We start from the raw sequence: 21300 nt of genomic DNA, 5'->3' as shown, positions 1-21300 counted from the left end.
TAAAAGTCAAAAAACCGCTCACTCGAGCGGTTTTTTATGGCCTATTGTTCTAAATGGATAATCCGCATTTGCAGGCTGACATTGCCATTAAAGACATTTTTATCCAGCTCATACACCAAGCGCGTATCTTTCATCGGATCAAATTCATATTTATCCGCTGCATTGAAGGCGATCGCATCAATCACCTGCCCATTTTCCAAAGCCACGCGTAATTTAAGATGTACATCTTTGAGCCAACGATAGTCCATAATCTTAAAGATCCCTTCAAAAATAGGTGGAGGGAATTTTTGCCCCCACGGACTTAAATTTTGCAGGATATCGACTGTTTCGATCTGGAAAGCCGAAGCGGATAGCTCCCCATCCGTCCATAAAGTCGCAGTGAATAAATCCGCGTCCATCGTAGCAATCAGCGCTTCAAAGACCTGCTTAAATTCAGCAAAATTTTCTTTTTTCAGGGTTAAACCCGCTGCCGCTGCATGCCCGCCAAAATGACTGACTAAATGTGGATATTGCTCCGCCACCTGTTCAATCGCATCACGGATATGAATCCCGTCAATCGAACGCGCTGAACCCTTGATATGTATTCCATCTTCATCTGCCGCAAAGACAATACTCGGACGATGAAATTGCTCTTTTAAACGCCCCGCCACAATACCAATGACACCTTGATGCCAATGCTGTTCAAACATGATTAATGCAGCCGGCAATTCAGTTTCGTCCAGCTGGATTTTCTCAAGTTCGTTTAAAGCGTCCTGCTTGATTTTAGCTTCGACCTGACGGCGTTCAACATTCAGTTGATTCAACTGTTCGGCCAGTGGATAGGCGTTTGCCAGATCCGGCGCCAATAGACACTCGATCCCGATGTCCATGGTTTCCATCCGTCCGGCTGCATTAATTCGCGGCCCTAAGACAAAACCGAGATCTTGCGCTTTTAGACCTGCCGGATCACGTTTTGCAATATCCAGTAGCGCACTGATCCCTGCGCGGCACTGCCCTTGCTGAATCCGTTTCAGGCCCGCATCGACCAGAATCCGGTTGTTATAGTCCAGACTGGCGACATCGGCATAAGTACCGAGTGCCACCAGATCAAGATAATGAATAATTTGAGTGGTCGATTTTCCAAGTTTTTTGCGATGGGTCGACAGATTGGCCAGCACATAAAACGCCACCCCGACCCCGGCCAAGGCTTTGCTGGGGAAATCACAACCCAGCTGATTCGGATTGACCACCGCTTCGGCTTCAGGTGTCGGCTTGGTGGTCAGGTGATGATCGGTAATAATCACCTGCATACCATGATCTTGCGCCTGTTTCACTCCTGCATGGCTGGAAATACCATTGTCCACGGTAATCAGCAGATCAGGCGTGAAATTGACGAAAGCCAGATCGGCAATGGCAGCAGTCAGACCATAGCCATACTTAAAACGGTCTGGTACCAGATACTCGACCTTGGCGCCCATATCACGTAGAGCCAGCACCATGAGTGCAGTACTGGTTGCACCATCGGCATCGTAATCGCCGACAATCACGATTTTCTGGCCACGATCAATTGCCTGATCGATCAACTGAATCGCATCCGTCAGGCCTTTCATGGTCGGTGCCAGCAGATGCTTGAGTTTAAGCTCAAGTTCCTGCTCGGACTCCACCCCGCGACGGGCCAGAATTTCAGCCACAAACGCTGGAACACCCTGAAAATTTTCAGGACGGGTCAGAAAGGGGCGCTGTTTGATGTCAAGTTTTGGCATGATTTTTGGCATAATCAAGGCATCAAGCGTTGCAATTGCCATGCACCGTCAATTTTCTCATAGCTTAAACGATCATGCAGACGGTTCGGACGGCCCTGCCAGAATTCATAATAATCGGGTTCGAGACGATAACCGCCCCAAAACTCCGGTTTATCCAGCTGTTGCTGATTCGCCACCTGATTATGCAAATCCCAGAAACGCTGTTGCAGCTCTTCACGGCTGGCAATTACCCCACTTTGCGGGGTGCTGATATGCGCAGCAATCTGGCTGTCACGTGGGCGTTTATGATAGTAATCAGTCGACTCCTGTTCAGAAATCTTGATGACTTTACCACTCACCCGAATCTGACGTTCCTGATCCTGCCAATAGAACAATAATTCAGCATACGGATTTTCGGCCAGATCCAAACCTTTTTGGCTGTCATAATTGGTATAGAAGTCATAGCCGGCTTCAGTCGCCCCGCGCAGTAATACGGTACGCACATGCGGACGACCTTGAGCATCCGCCGTTGCCAATGACATGGCATAGGGTTCATGCAGCTTCGCTTCTAGTGCATGGTTAAACCATTGCAAGAACTGCATATGCGGATTCGGGTTGACCTGCTGTTCTTGCAGCTCGCCTTTCTGATAATTCAGGCGTAGCTCACTCAGATCTTTGATCAGATCACTCATTCTTTCTTCCTCTAAGCGGCATTGGCACGTACAGCATCAGCTAATGAATTTGCCAGTGCAGTCACTTCACTTAAATCTTCGCCTTCCACCATGACACGAATCACCGGTTCAGTGCCTGATTTACGAATCAACAAGCGGCCACGCCCTTTAAGCTGCTGTTCGGCTTTTTCAAATTCAGCGGCCAAGGCCGGTACTGAATAAGGATCAAACATGGCATCTAAACGCACATTGACCAGGACATTTGGCAACAGTTGAAAATCAGCCACCAGCTCATGCAGGGCTTTCTTCTGTTCAACCATGACTGTCAGCACTTGCAAGGCGGCAATAATGGCATCGCCGGTGGTGCTCTTGTCCAAGGTCAGAATATGCCCAGAAGGCTCGCCACCAATCGTCCAGCCGTTTTCTTCCAGACCTTGCAACACATAACGGTCGCCGACTTTGGCACGTAATAATGGCACTTGAGCTTTTTCCAGTGCCAGTTCCAGTGCCATATTGCTCATTAAGGTACCGACGATACCTGCCGGCTTTTTCGAGCTTTGCGTGGCAAGAATATACAGAATATGGTCGCCATCAATCAGCTTTCCAGACTTATCCACCAGAACTACACGGTCGGCATCGCCATCAAAAGCAACACCTAAGTCGGCCTGATGCTGGATCACGGCTTGTTGCAAGCTTTCAGGATGAGTCGAACCACAGTCTTTATTGATATTTAACCCGGTCGGTTCATTATGAATGGCAATCACACGTGCGCCCAGCTCACGGAACACAGCAGGCCCGACGTTATAGGCGGCACCATTGGCACAATCCACCACAATGGTGAGTTCATTCAAGTCCAGATGATAGGGGAAAGTCGATTTACAGAATTCAATATAGCGACCATTGGCATCTTTGACCCGGATACTTTTACCCAGGCTCGCGGTATCTTCAATGATGAAATCTTGTTCGAGTTCCTGATTGATTTCTTCTTGCAAGGCATCCGGTAATTTCTTGCCTTCCGCCGAGAAAAACTTAATACCGTTATCGAAATACGGATTATGCGAAGCAGAAATTACAATTCCCAGGCTGGCATGCAAGGCGCGGGTCAAATGGGCAATCGCCGGTGTTGGCAGTGGGCCTAAAAGATGAACATAGACGCCAGCCGCATTTAAACCTGCCTGCAAGGCGGCTTCCAGGATATAGCCAGACAAACGGGTATCTTTACCCAAAACCACCAAGGGCTTGGCTTTTTTACTATGACGCTTTAAAACCTTACCGGCTGCAAACCCCAATTTCAGGGCAAACTCAGGGGTAATCGGCAATTCGCCAAACTTTCCACGAATACCATCCGTACCAAAATAACTCATCTTTATCTCACTTCTTAGCGGATGATTGATCTCACCCATTTTTTCCCTGTGCCACACTTTACACCAAAATAAAAAAGCCGTCATTTGCATGACGGCTTTTAAAAATTTTAAATCACAGGAGATTAACCCACGCGATAGTTGGGTGCTTCTTTGGTAATGGTCACATCATGCACATGTGATTCCGACATACCGGCAGAAGTGATTTTCACAAACTTGGCATTTTGACGCAGGTCTTCAATCACGGCAGAACCGGTATAACCCATCGAAGAACGTAGGCCGCCCATCATCTGATGCACGATATTGCCCATTGGACCTTTGTACGGTACGCGACCTTCAATGCCTTCAGGAACCAGTTTCTCGGCACCGGCTTTAGAGTCCTGGAAGTAACGGTCAGCCGAACCGGTTGCACCCGCCATGGCACCCAACGAACCCATACCGCGGTAGGCTTTGTAGTAACGGCCCTGGAAGAATTCAACCTCGCCCGGTGCTTCTTCAGTACCGGCCATCAATGAACCGACCATAATGGTACTTGCACCCGCACCAATCGCTTTGGCCATATCGCCAGAGAAACGGATACCACCATCCGCGATCAAAGGAATCTGATCTTTCAGCGCATTGGCCACAGAATCGATTGCAGAAATTTGCGGCATACCAATACCGGCCACAATACGTGTGGTACAGATTGAACCCGGACCAATCCCGACTTTAACCGCATCCGCACCTGCATCAAGTAAGGCCAATGCAGCATCACCAGTTGCGATGTTACCGCCAATCACCTGAACTTGTGGATAGTTGGCTTTCACCCAACGTACCCGCTCGATCACACCCGCAGAATGACCATGTGCTGTATCGACAACAATCGCATCGACTCCAGCTTCAACCAGTGCTTCAACACGGCTTGGGGTTTCTGCACCGGTACCGACTGCAGCACCGACACGTAGACGACCTAAATCATCTTTACAGCTGTTTGGATAAAGTTCAGCTTTACGGAAATCTGTCACCGTAATCAAGCCTTTCAGCTCTTGCTGATCATTCACCACCAATACTTTTTCAATACGGTGCTGCTGTAATAAGGCTTGGATATTTTCTTTCGATTCGCCTTCGCGAACTGTTACCAGACGATCCTGACCAGTCATGATGTTGCTGACTGGCTGCTCAAGATTGGTTTCAAAGCGTGTATCGCGACCGGTGACAATACCGACCACTTTGCCATCTTTCACCACTGGTACACCACTGATATTGTTGGCTTGAGTCAAAGCAATCAATTCACGTACTGTGGTTTCAGGAGTAACTGTAATCGGGTCTTTGACCATACCCGCTTCGAATTTTTTCACACGGCGCACTTCTGCAGCCTGAACAGCGATATCCATGTTCTTGTGCAAAATACCGATACCACCGTTTTGCGCCATTGCAATTGCCATACGGGACTCAGTCACCGTATCCATCGCTGCAGACACAAGAGGAATATTCAGGTTAATGCCACGGGTCAGGCGTGTCTTTAGAGAGACATCTTTTGGGAGAACAGTAGAATAGGCAGGGAGTAATAGGACATCATCGAAGGTTAACGCGTCTTGAACGATGGTCAACATAACAGTCTCACTGGTAATTTCCGTGCACTATTATAAACAAATATCGACTTAAATTTCATTGCAATTGCAAAATTATTTTTGCATTAAAATAGTTTTGAGGGCTGGATTTTTTCCAGTGAATCAATTTGAGAACTACGACATCAGAAAAGAACTGACCACAGTAGTCTGATGCTTGAACTCAATCCCGATACTTTGAAAAGCTAAAAAGCAGAGCCTAAACTCTGCTTTGGGTCGATTTAGCTGACGTATTCAAAACTGTCATCATTGTCAGCTTCATCATTTTCAATCTGAATAAAAGGCAACATATTATGTGCCAAACGGGCTTTATTGCATTGATCATCGGCGATCTGTACTTCTTTGCAGGATGAACTGCGCAGCTCGTACATACCGCAACTGACCTGCTGGCCAATGGTGCCATCCAGTGCAATACAGCGTGGATTTTTTTGATTGGTTCCAGCCATACATGAATAAACTGCTGTTACAGGTTCCGTATAATGCTCAGGCATATGAATCCCTTCAGCCCAGTAAAACGAAACCCTGAAATAGGCGCAGCACGCCCCGCAGCTTAAACATGCATCTGGTGTTGGAACTTGAGATAACATTTCTTATAAGTTCTCATGATCAAAAAAAAGTTTTTTGGAGAAGAAATATAAAAAATGTTGTTTTTCTACACAAGAAAAATTTTATTTTTCTGTGAACTATTCAGGACAGGTAAAAACAGTTTCGTCCATCAGGTCGGTGCCACATTGCAGCGTTTCAATCCAGTCCAGAAACTGGGTGATCTGCTCTTTACCCATAAAAGGCGTGCCATGCTGCGGCACAATCATCTCGATATCCATGCCCCGCACCATGTTCACCCAAAGACGAATCACCTTGTTATTGCACATATAACGCTGATGAAAGCTTTTCATTTTTGGGATATGCGCAGCAAAGTTTTCCAATGGTTTGGCAGCATCATCGACCATCGATGCACCCATATCTCCCGAAAACAGGATCTTGGCAATCGGATCATAAAACTGGAAATTGCCCACCGAATGCAGAAAATGCGCCGGGACTGCCACGATATTAGAATTACCCAAGGGAATAATCTGGCCATGATCCGGCAGCTCGACCAGCCGATCCAGCCAGTTGCCTTTCATGCGGTCACTCATAAAAGCCGAGTTTAAATGTGGCAAGAAACGCGCCCAGAGCTTGGAAGCCACCACTTTGGCATCGGTATATACCAGCCAGCGCGGCATGGAAGTGATAATGTCCGGGTCCTGATGTGAAGCCATGACATAGTCCAGATGGGTCAAGCGGGTGTATTTATTCAGCTCCATGGTCAGCGGAACATAGGTCAAATCGCCACCCGGATCGAGTACCGCAGCGCGCTCATTGTCAATAATCAAAAACTGGTTTGCCTGAACGCCTTCACCTTTGACCAGACTGGTAAAACTAATGCATTTATGTGTCCCGTTATCAAACAGGACTTGCGATGTGGTGCGCTCAAAAACCATGTAAATTCCCCAATTTATAGTTAAAACTGCTGTTTTATACCCGTACAACATATAAGGAATTAATAGAATTTACAATCCATAAAACTGGCCATATCACGAGATTTATCAAGGTTTTCAGAGAATTTTAAGCAGAAAAAATCCTGAGTTTTTAGCTCAGGATTGGATTCATGCAGTTCTTGTTTCAGGCTTTAGAATAAATAGTATTGGACCAGTGTCGCGACACCTATGACCAGGAAAATGGCCGCGCCAATTTTATGGATCAGGCTGATCGGCAGTCTGTTCGCCAGTTTATCACCCAAAAATACTGCAGGTGCATTGGCCAGCATCATACCCAGCGTAGTACCTAACATCACCCAGAAGACGCTGTCGAAACGTGCCGCCAGTGCTACTGTAGCAATCTGGGTCTTGTCGCCAATTTCTGCCAGAAAGAACAAAATGAAGGTTGCACCAAAGACCCCGAATTTTTGCCATTTATTGATACTGGCATTTTCATCACCGAGTTCATCCGGAATCAGCATCCAGACAGCCATTGCGATAAAGCCAATCGAGACGATCCACAGCAGCACCTCCGGCCCAATCACCGTGGTCACCCATTGCCCTAATACCGCAGAAAGGCCGTGGTTAATCAGCGTCGCCAATAAAATGGCAACTAAAATAGGAACAGGTTTGCGAAAACGTGCAGCAAGCAGCAAAGCCAGCAGTTGGGTTTTATCACCCATTTCAGCCAGCGCTACGATTGCAGTCGACAGTAGGAATTCATACATGAGGTTTTTCTCTGGCTAGCATCCAATACCAATGACTCACCGCTCCTGCTAGCCAAAATCTGCAGAGTGGTAAATCAAAGGTCTTGCCAACAAAAGAAAGCTTGGAAAAGCTGACTTGGTTCTTTGCTATGATGACCATGCTCGGTTGAGCAAATATGTTGACCATCACCCTTCTGCTTTGCGCAAAAGGCGGCTACTCCCCAATGAAGTGCGCCAAGTATAGAATCAAATCCATTATTTTTCAATGTGGCAAAAATAAACCCCGCCGAAGCAGGGTCTATGATTGAAATAATCTGATCAGATTAAATCAATAAAGTACGGATATCTTTGAGCAGCTGGGTCAGCTTGTTGGTGAAACGCGCAGCATCTGCACCATTAATCACACGGTGATCGTATGACAAAGACAACGGTAGCATCAAGCGTGGATCAAAGCCTTCACCATTCCAGACGGGTTGCATGGTGGCAGGTGAAATTCCCAGAATTGCCACTTGCGGCCAGTTCACCAGCGGCGTAAATGCAGTACCACCAATTGAGCCCAGGCTGGTAATGGTAAAGTTCGCCCCTTGCAGATCTTTTGGCGACAATTTCTTGTCACGCGCTTTTTGACCCAAGCTTCCCAGCTCAGTGGCAATCTGTTTAATCGACTTCTGATCGGGATGACGCAATACCGGAACCGTTAAACCATCTGGCGTTGCCACCGCGATCCCCATATGGATCTCGTTACGTAGCAGGACTGACTTGCCATCATCGGCCAAGTGACCAGCAAACTCGCGCTCTTCTTTTAACAAGTGCGCAACTGCTTTGATGATGAAGGCCATAATGGTCAGGCTCAGGCCTTCTTTCTTGAAGTTGCCTTTCAGCTCATTACGCCACGCTTCCAGTTCAGTAATATCGGCTGCATCAAACTGGGTCACTTGCGGAATGAAATTATTCAGCGACAACTGCGGAATAGACACTTGTTGCAAACGCGTCAAGGCTTTTTCTTCCACACCACCAAAAGCACTAAAGTCTGGCAATTTTGGTAGACCTGCGGCTTGAACAGCAGCGGCTACAGGAGCAGCCTGCGGCGCAGTCAGGCGCGCTTTGACATAAGCCTTCAGATCTTCTTTCATCACCCGGGCATTGGAACCTGAAGCCTGAACTTCTGACAATACTACGCCCAGTTCACGTGCCAGTTTACGTACAGCAGGGCCGGCATAGACTTTCGAGTTGGCGACATTCTGCTCTTTCGTCAGCTTGTCGGCATTGTCAGAGGTCGCCACCGCTGGAGTAGAAGATGCCGCAGGTGCTGCTTTGGTGGTCTCTACTGGTGCAACAGCTGCTTTCGGTGCTTCCGCTTTAGCCGCAACAGGTGCAGCCTCTGCTTGCGCTTCAGCTTGAATTGTCATCAGTGCAATGCCTTCAGAGACATTTTGTCCCAGCTCAACATGAATCGCCTTGATCACCCCAGCAGTTGTGCTTGGCACTTCAACCGTGGCTTTGTCTGATTCCACCACGATGATGCTCTGGTCTTTTTCAACCGTATCACCGACAGAAACCAGAATTTCAGCCACAGCTGCTTTGTCTACACCCAGATCAGGCACCATCACTTCAACATCACCCGCAGGTGCTGCTGCAGCTTGAGCCACTGGCTCCGCTTTAGCATCTTGAACTGGCGCAGCTTCAGCTTTTGGCGCTTCTGCTGCAACAGTCGGGGTCGATCCTGAAGTTTTCACTTTTAGAATCACCACACCTTCTTTAATCGTGTCGCCTTCTTTAATGTCGATGAATTCCACCGTACCTGCAACCGTACTTGGCACTTCAACAGTCGCCTTGTCCGATTCCACCACCACGATGCTTTGATCCACCTCGATTTCATCACCGACAGAGACCAGAATTTCACCGACAGTGGCTTTCTCTACACCAATATCGGGGACTTGAACATCGACCACTTGTGAACTTGCTTGAGCCTCAGGCGCAGCAGAAACTTTTGGCTGATGTGATGCCAGTTCTTGCATGATTTCCTGATCAGGCAAAGACGTAGGTGTATTTTCTGAGGTTTTTTGTGAGGCATCTGCTTGCTGTGGCTCGACCACATCCGTACTGCCATCTTCAGCTTGCAGTTCAATCAGTACCGCGCCTTCAGTCACTTCATCACCCTGACTGACCAGAATGCTTTTCACCACCCCTGCTGAAGTGCTGGGCACTTCAACAGAAGCTTTATCGGATTCAAGCAACACGATGCTGTCATCAATCGCAATCGTATCACCGACTTTGACCAGAATTTCGGCCACGGTAGCCTGATCTACACCAATATCGGGAGTCGTAATTTGCATGCTTAGTTCTCCTCTTTGTAGTCAGCAACAGCATGTACAGATGGGGTGTCTTGCGGTGCCCAAGCCACCGGACGATCGGTATCCAGCTCAAACGTCGAGATCGCGTCTTTCACCAGGCGCGGATCAACTTCACCTTCATCTGCCAGTTTTTTCAGAGTTGCCACCACAATATGGGCAGCATCGACACCGAAGTAGCTACGCAAATTACCACGTGTATCTGAACGGCCATAACCATCGGTACCGAGTGCCACAAATGGGCGGCCATCTGGAAGATAGGCACGAATCTGTTCGCTATAGGCACGCATATGATCAGTTGCAGAAACCACAATACCTTCGGTACCGCGTAGCTGTTTCGATATCCATGCTTCTTTCACATCCTCAGCAAGTGGATGCAGGCGGTTGTATTCTTCACATGCCATACCATCACGTGCCAGTTCATTGAAGCTGGTGACACTGTAGACATTTGAGTGAATTTGATATTCCTCACGCAGAATCTTCGCCGCCTTGATCACTTCACGCAGGATCACACCCGAGCCCAGTAACTGAACCGTGGCTTTTTCATCTTCTTCCAGTAAGTACATACCACGCTTGATGCCTTCTTCAACACCTTTTGGCATTTCCGGATGCTCGTAGTTTTCGTTCATCACGGTCAGGTAATAGAACACACGTTCCTGATTCACATACATACGTTGTAAACCGTCATGCACGATCACTGCCAGTTCATAACCAAAACATGGGTCATAAGAGACACAGTTTGGAATGGTATTGGCCAGAATATGGGAATGACCATCCTGATGCTGCAAGCCTTCGCCGTTTAGTGTAGTACGACCAGCAGTCGCACCGAGCAAGAAACCTTGTGCCTGTGCATCGCCTGCTGCCCATGCAATATCACCGATACGCTGGAAACCGAACATCGAGTAGTACATGTACATCGGGATCATTGGCAGGTTATTGGTTGAATAACTGGTGCCTAACGCGGCCCAGGCACTCATGGCGCCGGCTTCGTTAATTCCTTCTTGCAACATGTGTCCGTCTTTGGCTTCACGATAATGCATCAACTGTTCTTGGTCTTCAGGCGTATATTTCTGACCATGCGCAGCATAGATACCGAGCTGGCGGAACATGCCCTCCAAACCAAAAGTACGTGCTTCATCTGGCACAATCGGAACAACACGGTCTTTAATTGCTTTCTCTTTAAGAAGCGCAGAGATTAAACGTACCATCACCATCGTGGTCGACTGTTCTTTACCATTTGAACCCGCCAAGACCGAATCAAATACCGAAAGTTCAGGAATCGCCAGTTGCTCGCTTTCCTTCCGACGTGCAGGCAGATAACCACCCAATGCTTCACGACGTGCTTTCATGTATTTCAGCTCAGGTGAATTTTCGCTTGGACGATAGAATGGTACTTCTTCCAATTGCTCATCGGTAAATGGCAGGTTGAAGCGGTCACGCACGTATTTCAAAGAGTTGATTTGCATCTTCTTGATTTGGTGTGTTTTGTTGACTGCTTCGATTTCTTCTGACAAGCCATAACCTTTGACGGTTTTCGCCAGAATCACGGTCGGTTGACCTTTGGCAGTACAAGCTTCAGCATAGGCAGCAAAAACTTTGTACGGGTCGTGGCCACCGCGGTTCAGATTATCAATATCTTCATCGCTTAAATCCTTGACCAGCTCTTTGGCTTCTGGGTATTTACCGAAGAACTTTTCACGTGCATAGGCCCCACCTTTGACCTGGTAACGCTGGAAATCACCATCAACCGCTTCTTCCATCACCGCTTTGAGTGCGCCAGATTTATCTTTATCCAGTAATGGGTCCCAATGACGGCCCCACACCACTTTAATCACACGCCAGCCTGCGCCGCGGAATAGTGACTCAAGTTCCTGAATGATCTTGCCATTACCACGTACCGGACCATCCAGACGTTGCAAGTTACAGTTCACCACCCAGATCAGGTTGTCGAGTTTTTCACGACCTGCCAGCGAGATTGCACCGAGGCTTTCTGGCTCGTCCATCTCGCCATCGCCCAAATAAGCCCAGACCTTACGATCTTCTTCTTTGATCAGGCCACGGTTCATCAGGTACTTTTGAATATGCGCCTGATAAATCGACATGATTGGGCCCAAACCCATCGATACCGTTGGGAACTGCCAATAATCCGGCATCAAATAAGGATGCGGATAAGATGGCAAACCTTTGCCACCGACTTCACGACGGAAATTATTCAGATGATCTTCAGTCAAACGGCCTTCTAAAAACGAACGCGCGTAAATACCGGGGGCACAGTGACCTTGATAATAGATCATGTCGCCGCCAAAGCTGTCACTGTTGGCACGGAAAAAATGGTTAAAACCGACATCATATAAAGTTGCGGAAGAGGCAAAGCTGGCCAAGTGACCACCGAGGTCATCACCGGTTTTATTTGCGCGCAATACCATTGCCAAGGCATTCCAGCGAACCAGCGCACGAATCCGGCGTTCCATATCCTGGTCGCCCGGCATTGCCGGTTGTTCTTCAACCGAAATCGTATTTAAGTAGGGAGTATTTAAACGCTGAATAGGAACATGCTTTGCAATTGCGCGTTGATAAAGTTTTTCTAATAAAAATGCTGCACGCTCGGTACCCATGTGTTGCAAAACAGAGTCAAATGCATCTTGCCATTCTTGGGTTTCTTGCGCGTCTGTATCGCCATAAAACGCCATAATCTACAGTTCCTAAAAGCCTAATTTAATGTCTTATATGTACCATATTTGAGACCTCAGCAGGTATGGCTCTGGCTGAATGCGATTTGGCAGTACTATTTAGGAACTAAATGATTGGTGACGTTTAATTACACAACATAACAAAAAATAGTCAATATAGGAGATTTATTATACATTCATTATAATAGTTGGTGATAATATCAGACTTAAAAGCGATTATCTGAAGAACCCTTCAATGTGGGTTGAAGAGCCTTAGCTTAATCGCTTTGAAATGCTTATTGGAGAGATGCTTATGTATAAAGAGCCTAATAGAAATTCAGGTCTATACTTAAGGTAACATAGCCAAATAAGTAGATGGGTTTTTACGTTGACCGTCTTTTACAACTTCATAATGCAAGTGTGGACCGGTACAGCGGCCAGTACAGCCAACGTTGGCAATATGATCACCTGCCTGTACCTGTTCTCCCACACGTGCAATAAGACGTGAAGCATGAGCATAACGTGTTAAATAGCCATTGCCATGATTGATTTCAACATATTGACCATAACCCGTACCCCAACCTGATTTGGTTACAATACCTGGGCCTGTGGCATAAATTGGTGTACCACTTGGCGCTGCAAGATCAAGACCTGAGTGATTTTCAGCACGGCCACCCATGGTACGACCACCGTAATTTGAACTTACGCGAGAATTGGGTAAGGGATGAGCGATCAGCCAGGAATAAGCACTATTTGCAGCAGCTCGATTAGATGAGGTATTTGCATACTTCTGTGCCAGCGTGCGATTGTTAAGCTCAACTGGCTTTTCACGTAGCTGAACATTCAATTTGGTTTGCGCTGGAATATCGATATCATCTGGATGAGTATATGCACCCTGTGCCAGAGTACGCGTCAATTGCTCGATACGATCTGTTGAACCATTTTCTTGATTTAGATTGACTAAATCTGCAAACGCTACCGAAGCAGCTGAAACTGATAAAGAAAATGCCAACAAAATACGTCGCATATGCATAAAAAACCTCTCTAAACTGCTTTAATCGAGTTCCTTGAAGATCTCTATCCTTGATATCCACTAAAAGAAGCGCATAAGATTAAGACATAAACATGTAGGAATTATGTATGTCGGAACCTGTCAACGTTTTTCAACAAACCAGAAAACAGATAAAAACAGGAAACTTTTCGTTTCTCTCATCACAAGTTGCTGCCTGGCAGAAACTTACGAAACTCGTACAACCGCTATTGCCCCAACCGGAACGCTGGCAAGTTGTGTGCTATCAAAATGGTGTGTTAACGATTACCGGTGAAAACCAGGCCATGATCAGTCAATTGGCCTATCTTCAAAAGCAATACATTTCACAACTCTCTCAAATAAATGAATTAACAGATCTTACAAAACTTCAAGTTTGTTTGCGGAATCCTTCACAAACGCAACCTGTTGCAGCAACACCTGAAAGAGCCTTAAATGCAGAAACACAGGAATTACTTCGTGGTGCTGCTGACTTTATAAGCGACCCTAAGCTTAGCCAAGCTTTGCTACGTTTGGCAAGCAATAAAAAGTAACATAGCAATCAAATGTAATAAATTAGAAAAGCAGTATTATGCGACACATGTCACACTATTGACGCAATAACTAAAACATAAAGACACAAACACAATGACTTATGTCACATTCACATACATGATTGGACAATTGGCCTCGTCATCAAATGTTACAATTTCATAGCAGCTTGGATCACTTTTCACATTGCGCAACAGCTGATTATTCAAAGCATGTCCAGATTTATAACCATCAAATTTGGCAATGATCTGATGTCCAAGCAGATACAAATCCCCGACTGCATCCAAAATTTTATGGCGTACAAATTCATCAGAGAATCTTAGACCCTCTTCATTCACCACTCCGGTTTCATCCACACCAATGGCATTCTCCAAACTGGCTCCCAGTGCCAGATTATTGGCTTTGAGATAATCCAGATCTTTCATAAAACCAAAGGTACGCGCTTCACTAACCTCATAAACAAAAGTTTCAGTCGAGAAATCGATACTAGCGGACTGATGTTCTTTTTTAAAAGCAGGATGATCAAAATCAATGGTGAAATTCAGCTGAAAGCCATGGTGCGGACTAAAAATAGCACGCTTATCATCAATCAGTGCTTCAACCGGTTTAATAATCTTGACGAATTTTTTCGCAGCATCCAGTTCTTGCAGACCACCTTGCATGAGCAAATAGATAAACGGGCCTGCACTGCCATCCATAATCGGCACTTCCGAGGCAGAGACTTCGATAATCAGGTTATCAATTCCTAAACCGGCAATCGCACTCATGACATGTTCAATCGTACCGACTTTGGCATTTTCCTGAACCAGATTCGAGCACATGAAAGCTTCCTGAATCAGCATCGCATCGGCAGGAATGTCGACCGGCGGATTCAGGTCAATACGACGAAACACAATTCCCCCATCGGCATGGTGCGGCACAAAGTTAATCATGACTTTTTGCCCACTGTGAAGACCGATTCCGCTCGCTTTCACGATACGTTTCAGGGTACGTTGTTTCAACATGCTTCTTTCATCTGTTCATCAATAAAACCGCTATACGTTAGCATATTTGGCCATTGAGAAAAAACAAAAAGGTGGCTTAAAAGCCACCTTTCCTGTGTAATCATGGTAAACACATGATGTTACATGTTATTTACGCTGTTGATTCTTAAGATAATCCTGAATACTCATTGGCGTTGGACGCGGGCTTGAAACTGATGCTGCAGCATTCGCTGGCGTAGCGGTTTCATGCTGTTGGCGCTGAATCGCTGGTACATCATCATCTTCTACCACAGCCTGTGAGGCTGCTGCTGGGCGCGTTGCCTGTACATTGGTACGTTTGGTCGGTTCAACTGAATCCGCTGCATGACGGGTTAAACCCGTTGCAATCACGGTCACACTGATTTCATCACGTGCATCCGGATCAAATACCGTACCGTAGAACACCTGACCTTCATCCAAATCGACAATCTGGTTAACAACATCGGTGATTTCTTCAATTTCACCGAAAGTGACATCATCGCCACCCGTTACGTTAATCAGAATACCTTTGGCATTCATGATGGTTACGTTATCGAGTAATGGGCTACGAATAGCCTGTTCAGCAGCCTGACGGGCACGGTTTTCACCACGGCCTAAACCAACACCCATCATGGCATAACCACGAGTACTCATCGCTGTTTTCAAATCGGCGAAGTCAAGGTTAATATGACCCGGACGTACCACAAGATCAAAAATACTGCGTACCGCATTCAGTAGCACATCATCCGCTTTTTTATAGGCATCTTTCATTGAAATATCACGGAAGACTTTCAATAAACGCTGATTTGGAATGATAATCAATGAGTCGACATGCTGCTCAAGCGCTTCAATGCCTTTTTCCGCAGATTGTAAACGGCGCTTGCCCTCAAAGTTGAATGGCGTCGTCACTACACCAACCGTCAGGATACCCATTTCTTTGGCAATTTCAGCAACCACTGGCGCAGCACCCGTTCCGGTACCACCGCCCATACCCGCAGTGACAAAGACCATATCGGTCCCTTCAAGCTGCTGGCGGATCAGTTCACGGCTTTCTTCTGCGGCAGTCTGACCCACTTGCGGATTGGCACCTGCACCCAGACCACGGGTACTTTGCTCACCCAGCTGAATTTTAAATTCGGCTTCCATGCGATCGAGTGCCTGCTTGTCCGTATTGGCACAAACAAACTTTACGCCCTGGATATCAGACTGCAACATGTGTTGTACAGCATTACCACCCGCACCGCCTACACCAAACACAGTGAAACGGGCTTGACCATTGCTATCGCTATGATCGTCTTCGAAAAATTCAAATGAGGCCATGACCTATAAAATTCCTAATTCATAATTGGCAGTCACTAAGCCCGTACACTGCCTTAATCTTAATAAAATTGTTTTTAAGAATGCTGCTCATGCGTTAACTTGTCAAGTACAAGCCCGATTAACTACATCTTCTCAACAATATTCACAATAAAAATCGACTTAAAAGATTGATTTCAAGGTGTCATTAAAGCCAGACCAAGCCCGCTTGACGCGCTGAGTTAACGATAATCGCTCTACATCATCCTGTTCTACAATCGTGTCTTGAGTATCACTCTGACTAAACATCAGCAAACCCGCGACCGTACTATATTGCGAACGGCGTAGCGCTGCCTGATGCTGTTCATCGGCATACACCTGCGTTGGTGGATTACCCAAATGAGCTGACACACCCAAGGTACGGCGTACAAAACTCACCATACCTTCAATATGACTGGCATCACCGGTCAGGACCACACCATGATACAAGCCCTGGATCGCGCCATTTTTCACCAGTTCATCACGCACCAATCCAAGAATCTCGTCATAACGCGCCATGATAATTTCGGTCAGCTCAATCCGGCTGATGGTTTGTGGCCCATCAATCCCCTGGAACTGAATCATATGGTCAGGCTTGACCACTTTCAGGTCTACGCAGCCATACAGCAGTTTCAGGCGTTCAGCTTCTTCGGTCGTGGTCTGCAACACCGCCGCAATATCACGGGTCACATGCTCGCCACCACGCTGGAAGGTATGGGTTAAGGCCAGACGACCATCCACATACACCGCCACATTGGTGGTGCCGGCACCGATATCGACCAGACAGACGCCATATTCTTTTTCATCTTTGAGCAGACTGGCCTCAGCAGTTGCCAGACTTGAGACCACCATTTTCTCCACACCAATATTGGCGCCCTTGAGGGCACGGTCAATATTTTGCATGGTGCTAATCGGCAGCATCATCAGATGATAATGACCAGTCATGCTATGTGCAGACATCCGAATCGGATTCAGCACCCACTCTGATGAGTCATCCAGCTCGAAGCCCAGAGGCACAGCACTGACCAGATAATGGTCTGAAGTCAAATGACTGGCTTTGGCCAACTCCAGTGCACGAACCACTTCGCTGGTGGTAATCGCATGTTCGCTATTGTCGATCGAGGTTCGACCTGAAGCATAAAAACTTTTTAATTCGGCACTTGGAATAGAGACCCAAGCAGAATGCACCCGACACTCCGCCATATCTTCTGCTTCTTGGACGGCATTTTTAATTGCGGTAATAACTTTATCGAGACTGACAATTTTCCCTTTACTCATGCCTCGGTTACGAGCGGTAGCCATACCAATCACTTGGATATTGTCTGGCGCGTGTACCTTGCCAATCAAAACTGAAACTTTGTGTGTCCCAATGTCAATCGCCACAACCGAGGGAACAGCTTCACTCATTATTCACTACTACCATTACATGTTTGTTAGATTTATGGCTTGAATGCCTCTATTTTTTAAAGCCGATCATTATGGCTTTACTGTTACATTATTCTCAACGCCCGTGTCATCAATGGTTACAATAAAATGCCCATTTACAATTTTAGGCGGAATTGAATTTTTCCACTGTATCGACAATCCATTGCGATAACGCAGGTCGATGGCCGAAATTTTAGACCAGACCGGCTTTAAGTCGCTTTGAGATAGATAGCTCAAGCGCTGTAATTTGCTCATGGTCTGATCTTTATCCACAATTATTCTTAAACCCGAATCAAACTGCATAAACCAGGTCATTCGCTCGGTGAGATAGAGTTCTTTTAGACGAATGCCGTGTGGCAAAAATAACTGATTAATTTCATTATAACGACGCATCATGGTTTCTGCATGGCTCGCCGGCCCATGTAGTAACGGTAATGCCTGATAATTCTTGGGTGTGACTTCCGTGAAAATAACACCACTGTCACTTAGTAAACGCCCTGTCCCCCAACGCGCAATCGCATGATGCGGCATGACCCGTACCCGAATGCCATTTGGCCAAGCTCGGGACACCACGACCCGATCTACCCAGGACAATTCCAGGGTACGATCACGGATCGCTTCCAGATCCGAAGTAAAATAGTTTTCGGTCACAATCGGTGACACATATTGCATGACCTGACGCTGTTCAGCAGCCGAGCGCGTACCTATCACGCCCAGCTCTGCCACGTCACTATTGGTCATGACTTTATATAAGCCCAATATTCCAAAGGCCAGCACCAATACCGCAATACACAACAATAACCAGCCACCAAAATTGGTCAGCTTTTCTTTACGTGTTGGCGGCTTGTCGTGAATTGAAGTAATCGCAGCACGTTTACGGCGCATGGAAACAGGAAGTTGAGCCATATTTAGTGTGCCGAACCGGTCAGAGTCTGTTCCAGAATCGCAACACACAGCTCATCAAAACTGTATCCAACTGCAGCTGCCGCTTTTGGCACCAGAGAATGACTGGTCATACCCGGTACAGTATTTACTTCAAGCAACCAGAAGTTGCCCTGTTCATCCTGCATGGCATCAATCCGGCCCCAACCACTGGCACCGACTGCCTGGAATGCGCGCAAACTCAAGGCTTTTAACTGCTGCTCTTCAGCTTCGCTTAAGCCACACGGAATGCCATATTGCACATCATTACGGTTATATTTAGCTTCATAATCGTAGAAGGCGACATCTTGAGGTGGTTCAAGACGAATCACGGGCAGCGCCTGACCATTTAAAACCACAATGGTGTATTCACGGCCAGTAATCCATTTTTCTGCCATCACCACGGCATCATGTTCAGTTGCCTTGGCAATTGCTTCTGCAAAGTCTTCAATTTTTTCGACCTTGCTCATGCCGATACTTGAACCTTCATGCACCGGCTTGATGATCAAAGGCAAGCCTAAAGCATTGACAATATCGGTCGCATCAGAGTCTTTGGTGACAATGCGATATGGTGCTGTCGGCAATTCCGAACCCTGCCAGACCTGCTTGGTCTTGACCTTGTCCATGCCGATTGCAGAGCCTTGTACCCCTGTACCGGTATAGGGCACATTTAGCCATTCCAGTACACCCTGAATCTGACCGTCTTCACCACCACGACCATGCAATACAATGAAAGCACGGTCATAATTTACCAGTTCTGTGACACTACGTTGCTGCGGGTCAAAAGCTTCCGCATTGACCCCTGAACGCACTAATGCCTCAAGTACCGCCGTACCACTGTCTAGAGAAACCTCACGCTCTGCAGATTTACCACCAAGCAACACGGCAACTTTTCCGAATTTTGAAGCATTTGACACGTTTATATCCTTAAACTTTTTTCAATCTGGTCAATTCAATTCAGTCACGCAAGATGACTATTTTATATATAAGTGATTTTGCGCAAGCTCGACTGAGATTGCTCCAACATTACCTGCGCCCTGGGTTAATAACAAGTCATTTGCTTGCAATACTTTTCTCATGATCTGATTCAGGTTGCCGTCCGCCGCATCGACCAGAATCGGCTCGACTTCACCACGTAGACGAATGCTACGGGCCAAAGTACGGCTGTCTGCCCCGACAATCGGTTTTTCACCGGCAGGATAAACATCCAGCAACAATAACTGGTCTACAGTAGAAAGCACTTCCACAAAATCATCAAAGCAGTCACGGGTACGGCTATAACGGTGTGGCTGGAACATCATCACTAGGCGACGGTCCGGATGGCTCTGACGCGCGGCTTTAATCGTCGCTTCTACTTCTTTTGGATGATGACCATAATCATCCACCAGTTTCACATCACCGCCCTCAATCGCAAACTCACCCTGAACCTCAAAGCGGCGACCCACACCACTAAAACCTTCCAGTGCACGGCAGATTGAAGCATCAGACACGCCTTCATCGGTTGCTATACCAATCGCGGCCAGGGCATTCAGCACATTATGCAAACCTGGCTGGTTGACCGTTACACGCAATGGCTCACGCTCTTTACGCAATACGGTAAAGTGGGTTTGCATGCCATCCTGATCAACATCTACTGCGCGGATGTCATTGTCTTCATTGAAGCCATAAGTCAGTAATGGACGTGCAATCCGCGGCATGATTTCACGGATATTGGCATCATCACCACAGACTACGGCCAGGCCGTAAAATGGCAGTTTTTGCAGGAACTGGATAAAGGTATCTTTCAGGACATCGAAGCTACCGCCATAAGTATCCATATGATCGGCATCAATATTGGTCACCACGGCAGCCATCGGTTCCAGGTGCAGGAAAGAAGCATCTGACTCATCGGCTTCGGCTACGATATAACGGCTGGCGCCCAAGGCTGCGTTCATACCGGTACGGTTCAGCAAACCACCGATCACATAGGTTGGATCCATGTTTTCTTCAGCCAGCATACAGGTGATCAGACTGGTGGTTGTGGTTTTGCCATGCGTGCCGGCAACGGCAATACCATGACGGTAACGCATCAGTTCACCCAGCATTTCCGCACGGCGAACCACAGGAATACGGTTTTCAATCGCGGTTTTAATTTCCGGATTTTCTTTATCAATCGCGGTAGAGACCACGATCACATTGGCACCCTTAATATTATTTGCCGCATGTCCGATATAGACTTTAATGCCATTCGCTTCCAGCTGTGCGGTGGTATTGGATGCCTTGATATCTGAACCGGAAACTTTATAGCCTTGGTTTTTCAGTACTTCTGCAATACCACACATGCCTGCGCCGCCGATCCCCACAAAATGAATGTGTTTGATACGGCGCATTTCCGGCACTTTAATTAACTTTTTCGCTTGTTCAGCTGGGGTTGTTGGAGACATAGTTTACTCGGA

17 protein-coding genes and 1 riboswitch are annotated in these 21300 nt (G+C 46.9%); of the genes, 1 reads left to right on the top strand and 16 read right to left on the bottom strand.

Translation table 11 applies throughout. The annotated features are described in order from the left end of the window. Positions 1 to 41 precede the first annotated feature (41 nt). The 10 genes from recJ to FTT73_RS08185 all read right to left on the bottom strand — a co-directional run bounded on the left by recJ (position 42) and on the right by FTT73_RS08185 (position 13637). Positions 42 to 1742: a single-stranded-DNA-specific exonuclease RecJ gene (gene recJ, locus FTT73_RS08230; RefSeq protein ID WP_180191281.1), complete on the bottom strand. Its 1701-nt coding sequence runs from the start codon at positions 1740 to 1742 to the stop codon at positions 42 to 44. Positions 1743 to 1756: 14 nt separating this feature from the next. Next, entirely contained in the window at positions 1757 to 2413 is a 657-nt protein-coding gene (gene pdxH, locus FTT73_RS08225) for a pyridoxamine 5'-phosphate oxidase (protein WP_005173224.1), read from the bottom strand. An 11-nt stretch (positions 2414 to 2424) separates the two neighbouring features. Then, positions 2425 to 3756, bottom strand: a complete 1332-nt coding sequence (gene glmM, locus FTT73_RS08220; RefSeq protein WP_034608847.1) for a phosphoglucosamine mutase — start codon at positions 3754 to 3756, stop codon at positions 2425 to 2427. 122 nt (positions 3757 to 3878) lie between these two features. Then, positions 3879 to 5345, bottom strand: coding sequence for an IMP dehydrogenase (gene guaB / locus FTT73_RS08215; protein WP_005095051.1), 1467 nt, complete (start codon positions 5343 to 5345; stop codon positions 3879 to 3881). A 236-nt stretch (positions 5346 to 5581) separates the two neighbouring features. Beyond that, positions 5582 to 5947 carry a YkgJ family cysteine cluster protein gene (locus FTT73_RS08210; protein ID WP_074383866.1) on the bottom strand — a complete coding sequence of 122 codons (366 nt, stop codon included), beginning with the start codon at positions 5945 to 5947 and terminating at the stop codon, positions 5582 to 5584. 96 nt (positions 5948 to 6043) lie between these two features. Beyond that, positions 6044 to 6841: an MBL fold metallo-hydrolase gene (locus tag FTT73_RS08205; RefSeq protein ID WP_180077965.1), complete on the bottom strand. Its 798-nt coding sequence runs from the start codon at positions 6839 to 6841 to the stop codon at positions 6044 to 6046. A 188-nt stretch (positions 6842 to 7029) separates the two neighbouring features. Beyond that, complete coding sequence (locus FTT73_RS08200; RefSeq protein ID WP_180191264.1) at positions 7030 to 7605, bottom strand: TMEM165/GDT1 family protein; 576 nt, start codon at positions 7603 to 7605, stop codon at positions 7030 to 7032. A 73-nt stretch (positions 7606 to 7678) separates the two neighbouring features. Continuing rightward, positions 7679 to 7819: riboswitch (yybP-ykoY riboswitch) on the bottom strand. Between the two features lie 88 nt (positions 7820 to 7907). After that, on the bottom strand, positions 7908 to 9920 hold the full coding sequence (locus FTT73_RS08195; RefSeq protein WP_180191263.1) for a 2-oxo acid dehydrogenase subunit E2: 2013 nt from the start codon (positions 9918 to 9920) through the stop codon (positions 7908 to 7910). Positions 9921 to 9922: 2 nt separating this feature from the next. Then, the gene (aceE, locus tag FTT73_RS08190; RefSeq protein ID WP_100356978.1) at positions 9923 to 12625 is read right to left on the bottom strand and encodes a pyruvate dehydrogenase (acetyl-transferring), homodimeric type; all 2703 of its coding nucleotides are present in this window, start codon (positions 12623 to 12625) and stop codon (positions 9923 to 9925) included. Positions 12626 to 12953: 328 nt separating this feature from the next. Continuing rightward, on the bottom strand, positions 12954 to 13637 hold the full coding sequence (locus FTT73_RS08185; RefSeq protein WP_005173245.1) for a M23 family metallopeptidase: 684 nt from the start codon (positions 13635 to 13637) through the stop codon (positions 12954 to 12956). A gap of 107 nt (positions 13638 to 13744) precedes the next feature. Here FTT73_RS08185 and FTT73_RS08180 point away from each other — a divergent pair, with 107 nt between their 5' ends. Beyond that, positions 13745 to 14185, top strand: coding sequence for a DciA family protein (locus tag FTT73_RS08180; protein WP_005095034.1), 441 nt, complete (start codon positions 13745 to 13747; stop codon positions 14183 to 14185). Between the two features lie 99 nt (positions 14186 to 14284). On the opposite strand, the gene lpxC is transcribed toward FTT73_RS08180, so the two are convergent. The 6 genes from lpxC to murC all read right to left on the bottom strand — a co-directional run bounded on the left by lpxC (position 14285) and on the right by murC (position 21288). After that, the gene (lpxC, locus tag FTT73_RS08175; protein ID WP_005095032.1) at positions 14285 to 15187 is read right to left on the bottom strand and encodes a UDP-3-O-acyl-N-acetylglucosamine deacetylase; all 903 of its coding nucleotides are present in this window, start codon (positions 15185 to 15187) and stop codon (positions 14285 to 14287) included. A 126-nt stretch (positions 15188 to 15313) separates the two neighbouring features. Then, a complete protein-coding gene (gene ftsZ, locus FTT73_RS08170; protein WP_005095029.1) occupies positions 15314 to 16504 on the bottom strand; it encodes a cell division protein FtsZ in 1191 nt (396 codons plus the stop codon). 159 nt (positions 16505 to 16663) lie between these two features. Continuing rightward, on the bottom strand, positions 16664 to 17926 hold the full coding sequence (gene ftsA / locus FTT73_RS08165; RefSeq protein WP_005173256.1) for a cell division protein FtsA: 1263 nt from the start codon (positions 17924 to 17926) through the stop codon (positions 16664 to 16666). 69 nt (positions 17927 to 17995) lie between these two features. Next, a complete protein-coding gene (locus tag FTT73_RS08160; RefSeq protein ID WP_180077960.1) occupies positions 17996 to 18850 on the bottom strand; it encodes a cell division protein FtsQ/DivIB in 855 nt (284 codons plus the stop codon). A 2-nt stretch (positions 18851 to 18852) separates the two neighbouring features. Next, on the bottom strand, positions 18853 to 19782 hold the full coding sequence (locus tag FTT73_RS08155) for a D-alanine--D-alanine ligase (RefSeq protein WP_180077957.1): 930 nt from the start codon (positions 19780 to 19782) through the stop codon (positions 18853 to 18855). A 57-nt stretch (positions 19783 to 19839) separates the two neighbouring features. Continuing rightward, the gene (gene murC, locus FTT73_RS08150) at positions 19840 to 21288 is read right to left on the bottom strand and encodes a UDP-N-acetylmuramate--L-alanine ligase (protein ID WP_180077956.1); all 1449 of its coding nucleotides are present in this window, start codon (positions 21286 to 21288) and stop codon (positions 19840 to 19842) included. Positions 21289 to 21300 lie beyond the last annotated feature (12 nt).

Source organism: Acinetobacter sp. YH01006 (genome assembly GCF_013420445.1).
GTDB classification, from domain to species: Bacteria; Pseudomonadota; Gammaproteobacteria; order Pseudomonadales; family Moraxellaceae; genus Acinetobacter; species Acinetobacter pseudolwoffii.
This window is presented reverse-complemented; position numbering and strand designations above follow the sequence as displayed.

What these genes read in the sequence shown, in the direction of transcription:
- recJ (WP_180191281.1), bottom strand. Translation starts at nt 1,742, where the DNA reads ATGCCAAAACTTGACATCAAACAGCGCCCCTTTCTGACCCGTCCTGAA.
- pdxH (WP_005173224.1), bottom strand. Translation starts at nt 2,413, where the DNA reads ATGAGTGATCTGATCAAAGATCTGAGTGAGCTACGCCTGAATTATCAG.
- glmM (WP_034608847.1), bottom strand. Translation starts at nt 3,756, where the DNA reads ATGAGTTATTTTGGTACGGATGGTATTCGTGGAAAGTTTGGCGAATTG.
- guaB (WP_005095051.1), bottom strand. Translation starts at nt 5,345, where the DNA reads ATGTTGACCATCGTTCAAGACGCGTTAACCTTCGATGATGTCCTATTA.
- FTT73_RS08210 (WP_074383866.1), bottom strand. Translation starts at nt 5,947, where the DNA reads ATGTTATCTCAAGTTCCAACACCAGATGCATGTTTAAGCTGCGGGGCG.
- FTT73_RS08205 (WP_180077965.1), bottom strand. Translation starts at nt 6,841, where the DNA reads ATGGTTTTTGAGCGCACCACATCGCAAGTCCTGTTTGATAACGGGACA.
- FTT73_RS08200 (WP_180191264.1), bottom strand. Translation starts at nt 7,605, where the DNA reads ATGTATGAATTCCTACTGTCGACTGCAATCGTAGCGCTGGCTGAAATG.
- FTT73_RS08195 (WP_180191263.1), bottom strand. Translation starts at nt 9,920, where the DNA reads ATGCAAATTACGACTCCCGATATTGGTGTAGATCAGGCTACCGTGGCC.
- aceE (WP_100356978.1), bottom strand. Translation starts at nt 12,625, where the DNA reads ATGGCGTTTTATGGCGATACAGACGCGCAAGAAACCCAAGAATGGCAA.
- FTT73_RS08185 (WP_005173245.1), bottom strand. Translation starts at nt 13,637, where the DNA reads ATGCATATGCGACGTATTTTGTTGGCATTTTCTTTATCAGTTTCAGCT.
- FTT73_RS08180 (WP_005095034.1), top strand. Translation starts at nt 13,745, where the DNA reads ATGTCGGAACCTGTCAACGTTTTTCAACAAACCAGAAAACAGATAAAA.
- lpxC (WP_005095032.1), bottom strand. Translation starts at nt 15,187, where the DNA reads ATGTTGAAACAACGTACCCTGAAACGTATCGTGAAAGCGAGCGGAATC.
- ftsZ (WP_005095029.1), bottom strand. Translation starts at nt 16,504, where the DNA reads ATGGCCTCATTTGAATTTTTCGAAGACGATCATAGCGATAGCAATGGT.
- ftsA (WP_005173256.1), bottom strand. Translation starts at nt 17,926, where the DNA reads ATGAGTGAAGCTGTTCCCTCGGTTGTGGCGATTGACATTGGGACACAC.
- FTT73_RS08160 (WP_180077960.1), bottom strand. Translation starts at nt 18,850, where the DNA reads ATGGCTCAACTTCCTGTTTCCATGCGCCGTAAACGTGCTGCGATTACT.
- murC (WP_180077956.1), bottom strand. Translation starts at nt 21,288, where the DNA reads ATGTCTCCAACAACCCCAGCTGAACAAGCGAAAAAGTTAATTAAAGTG.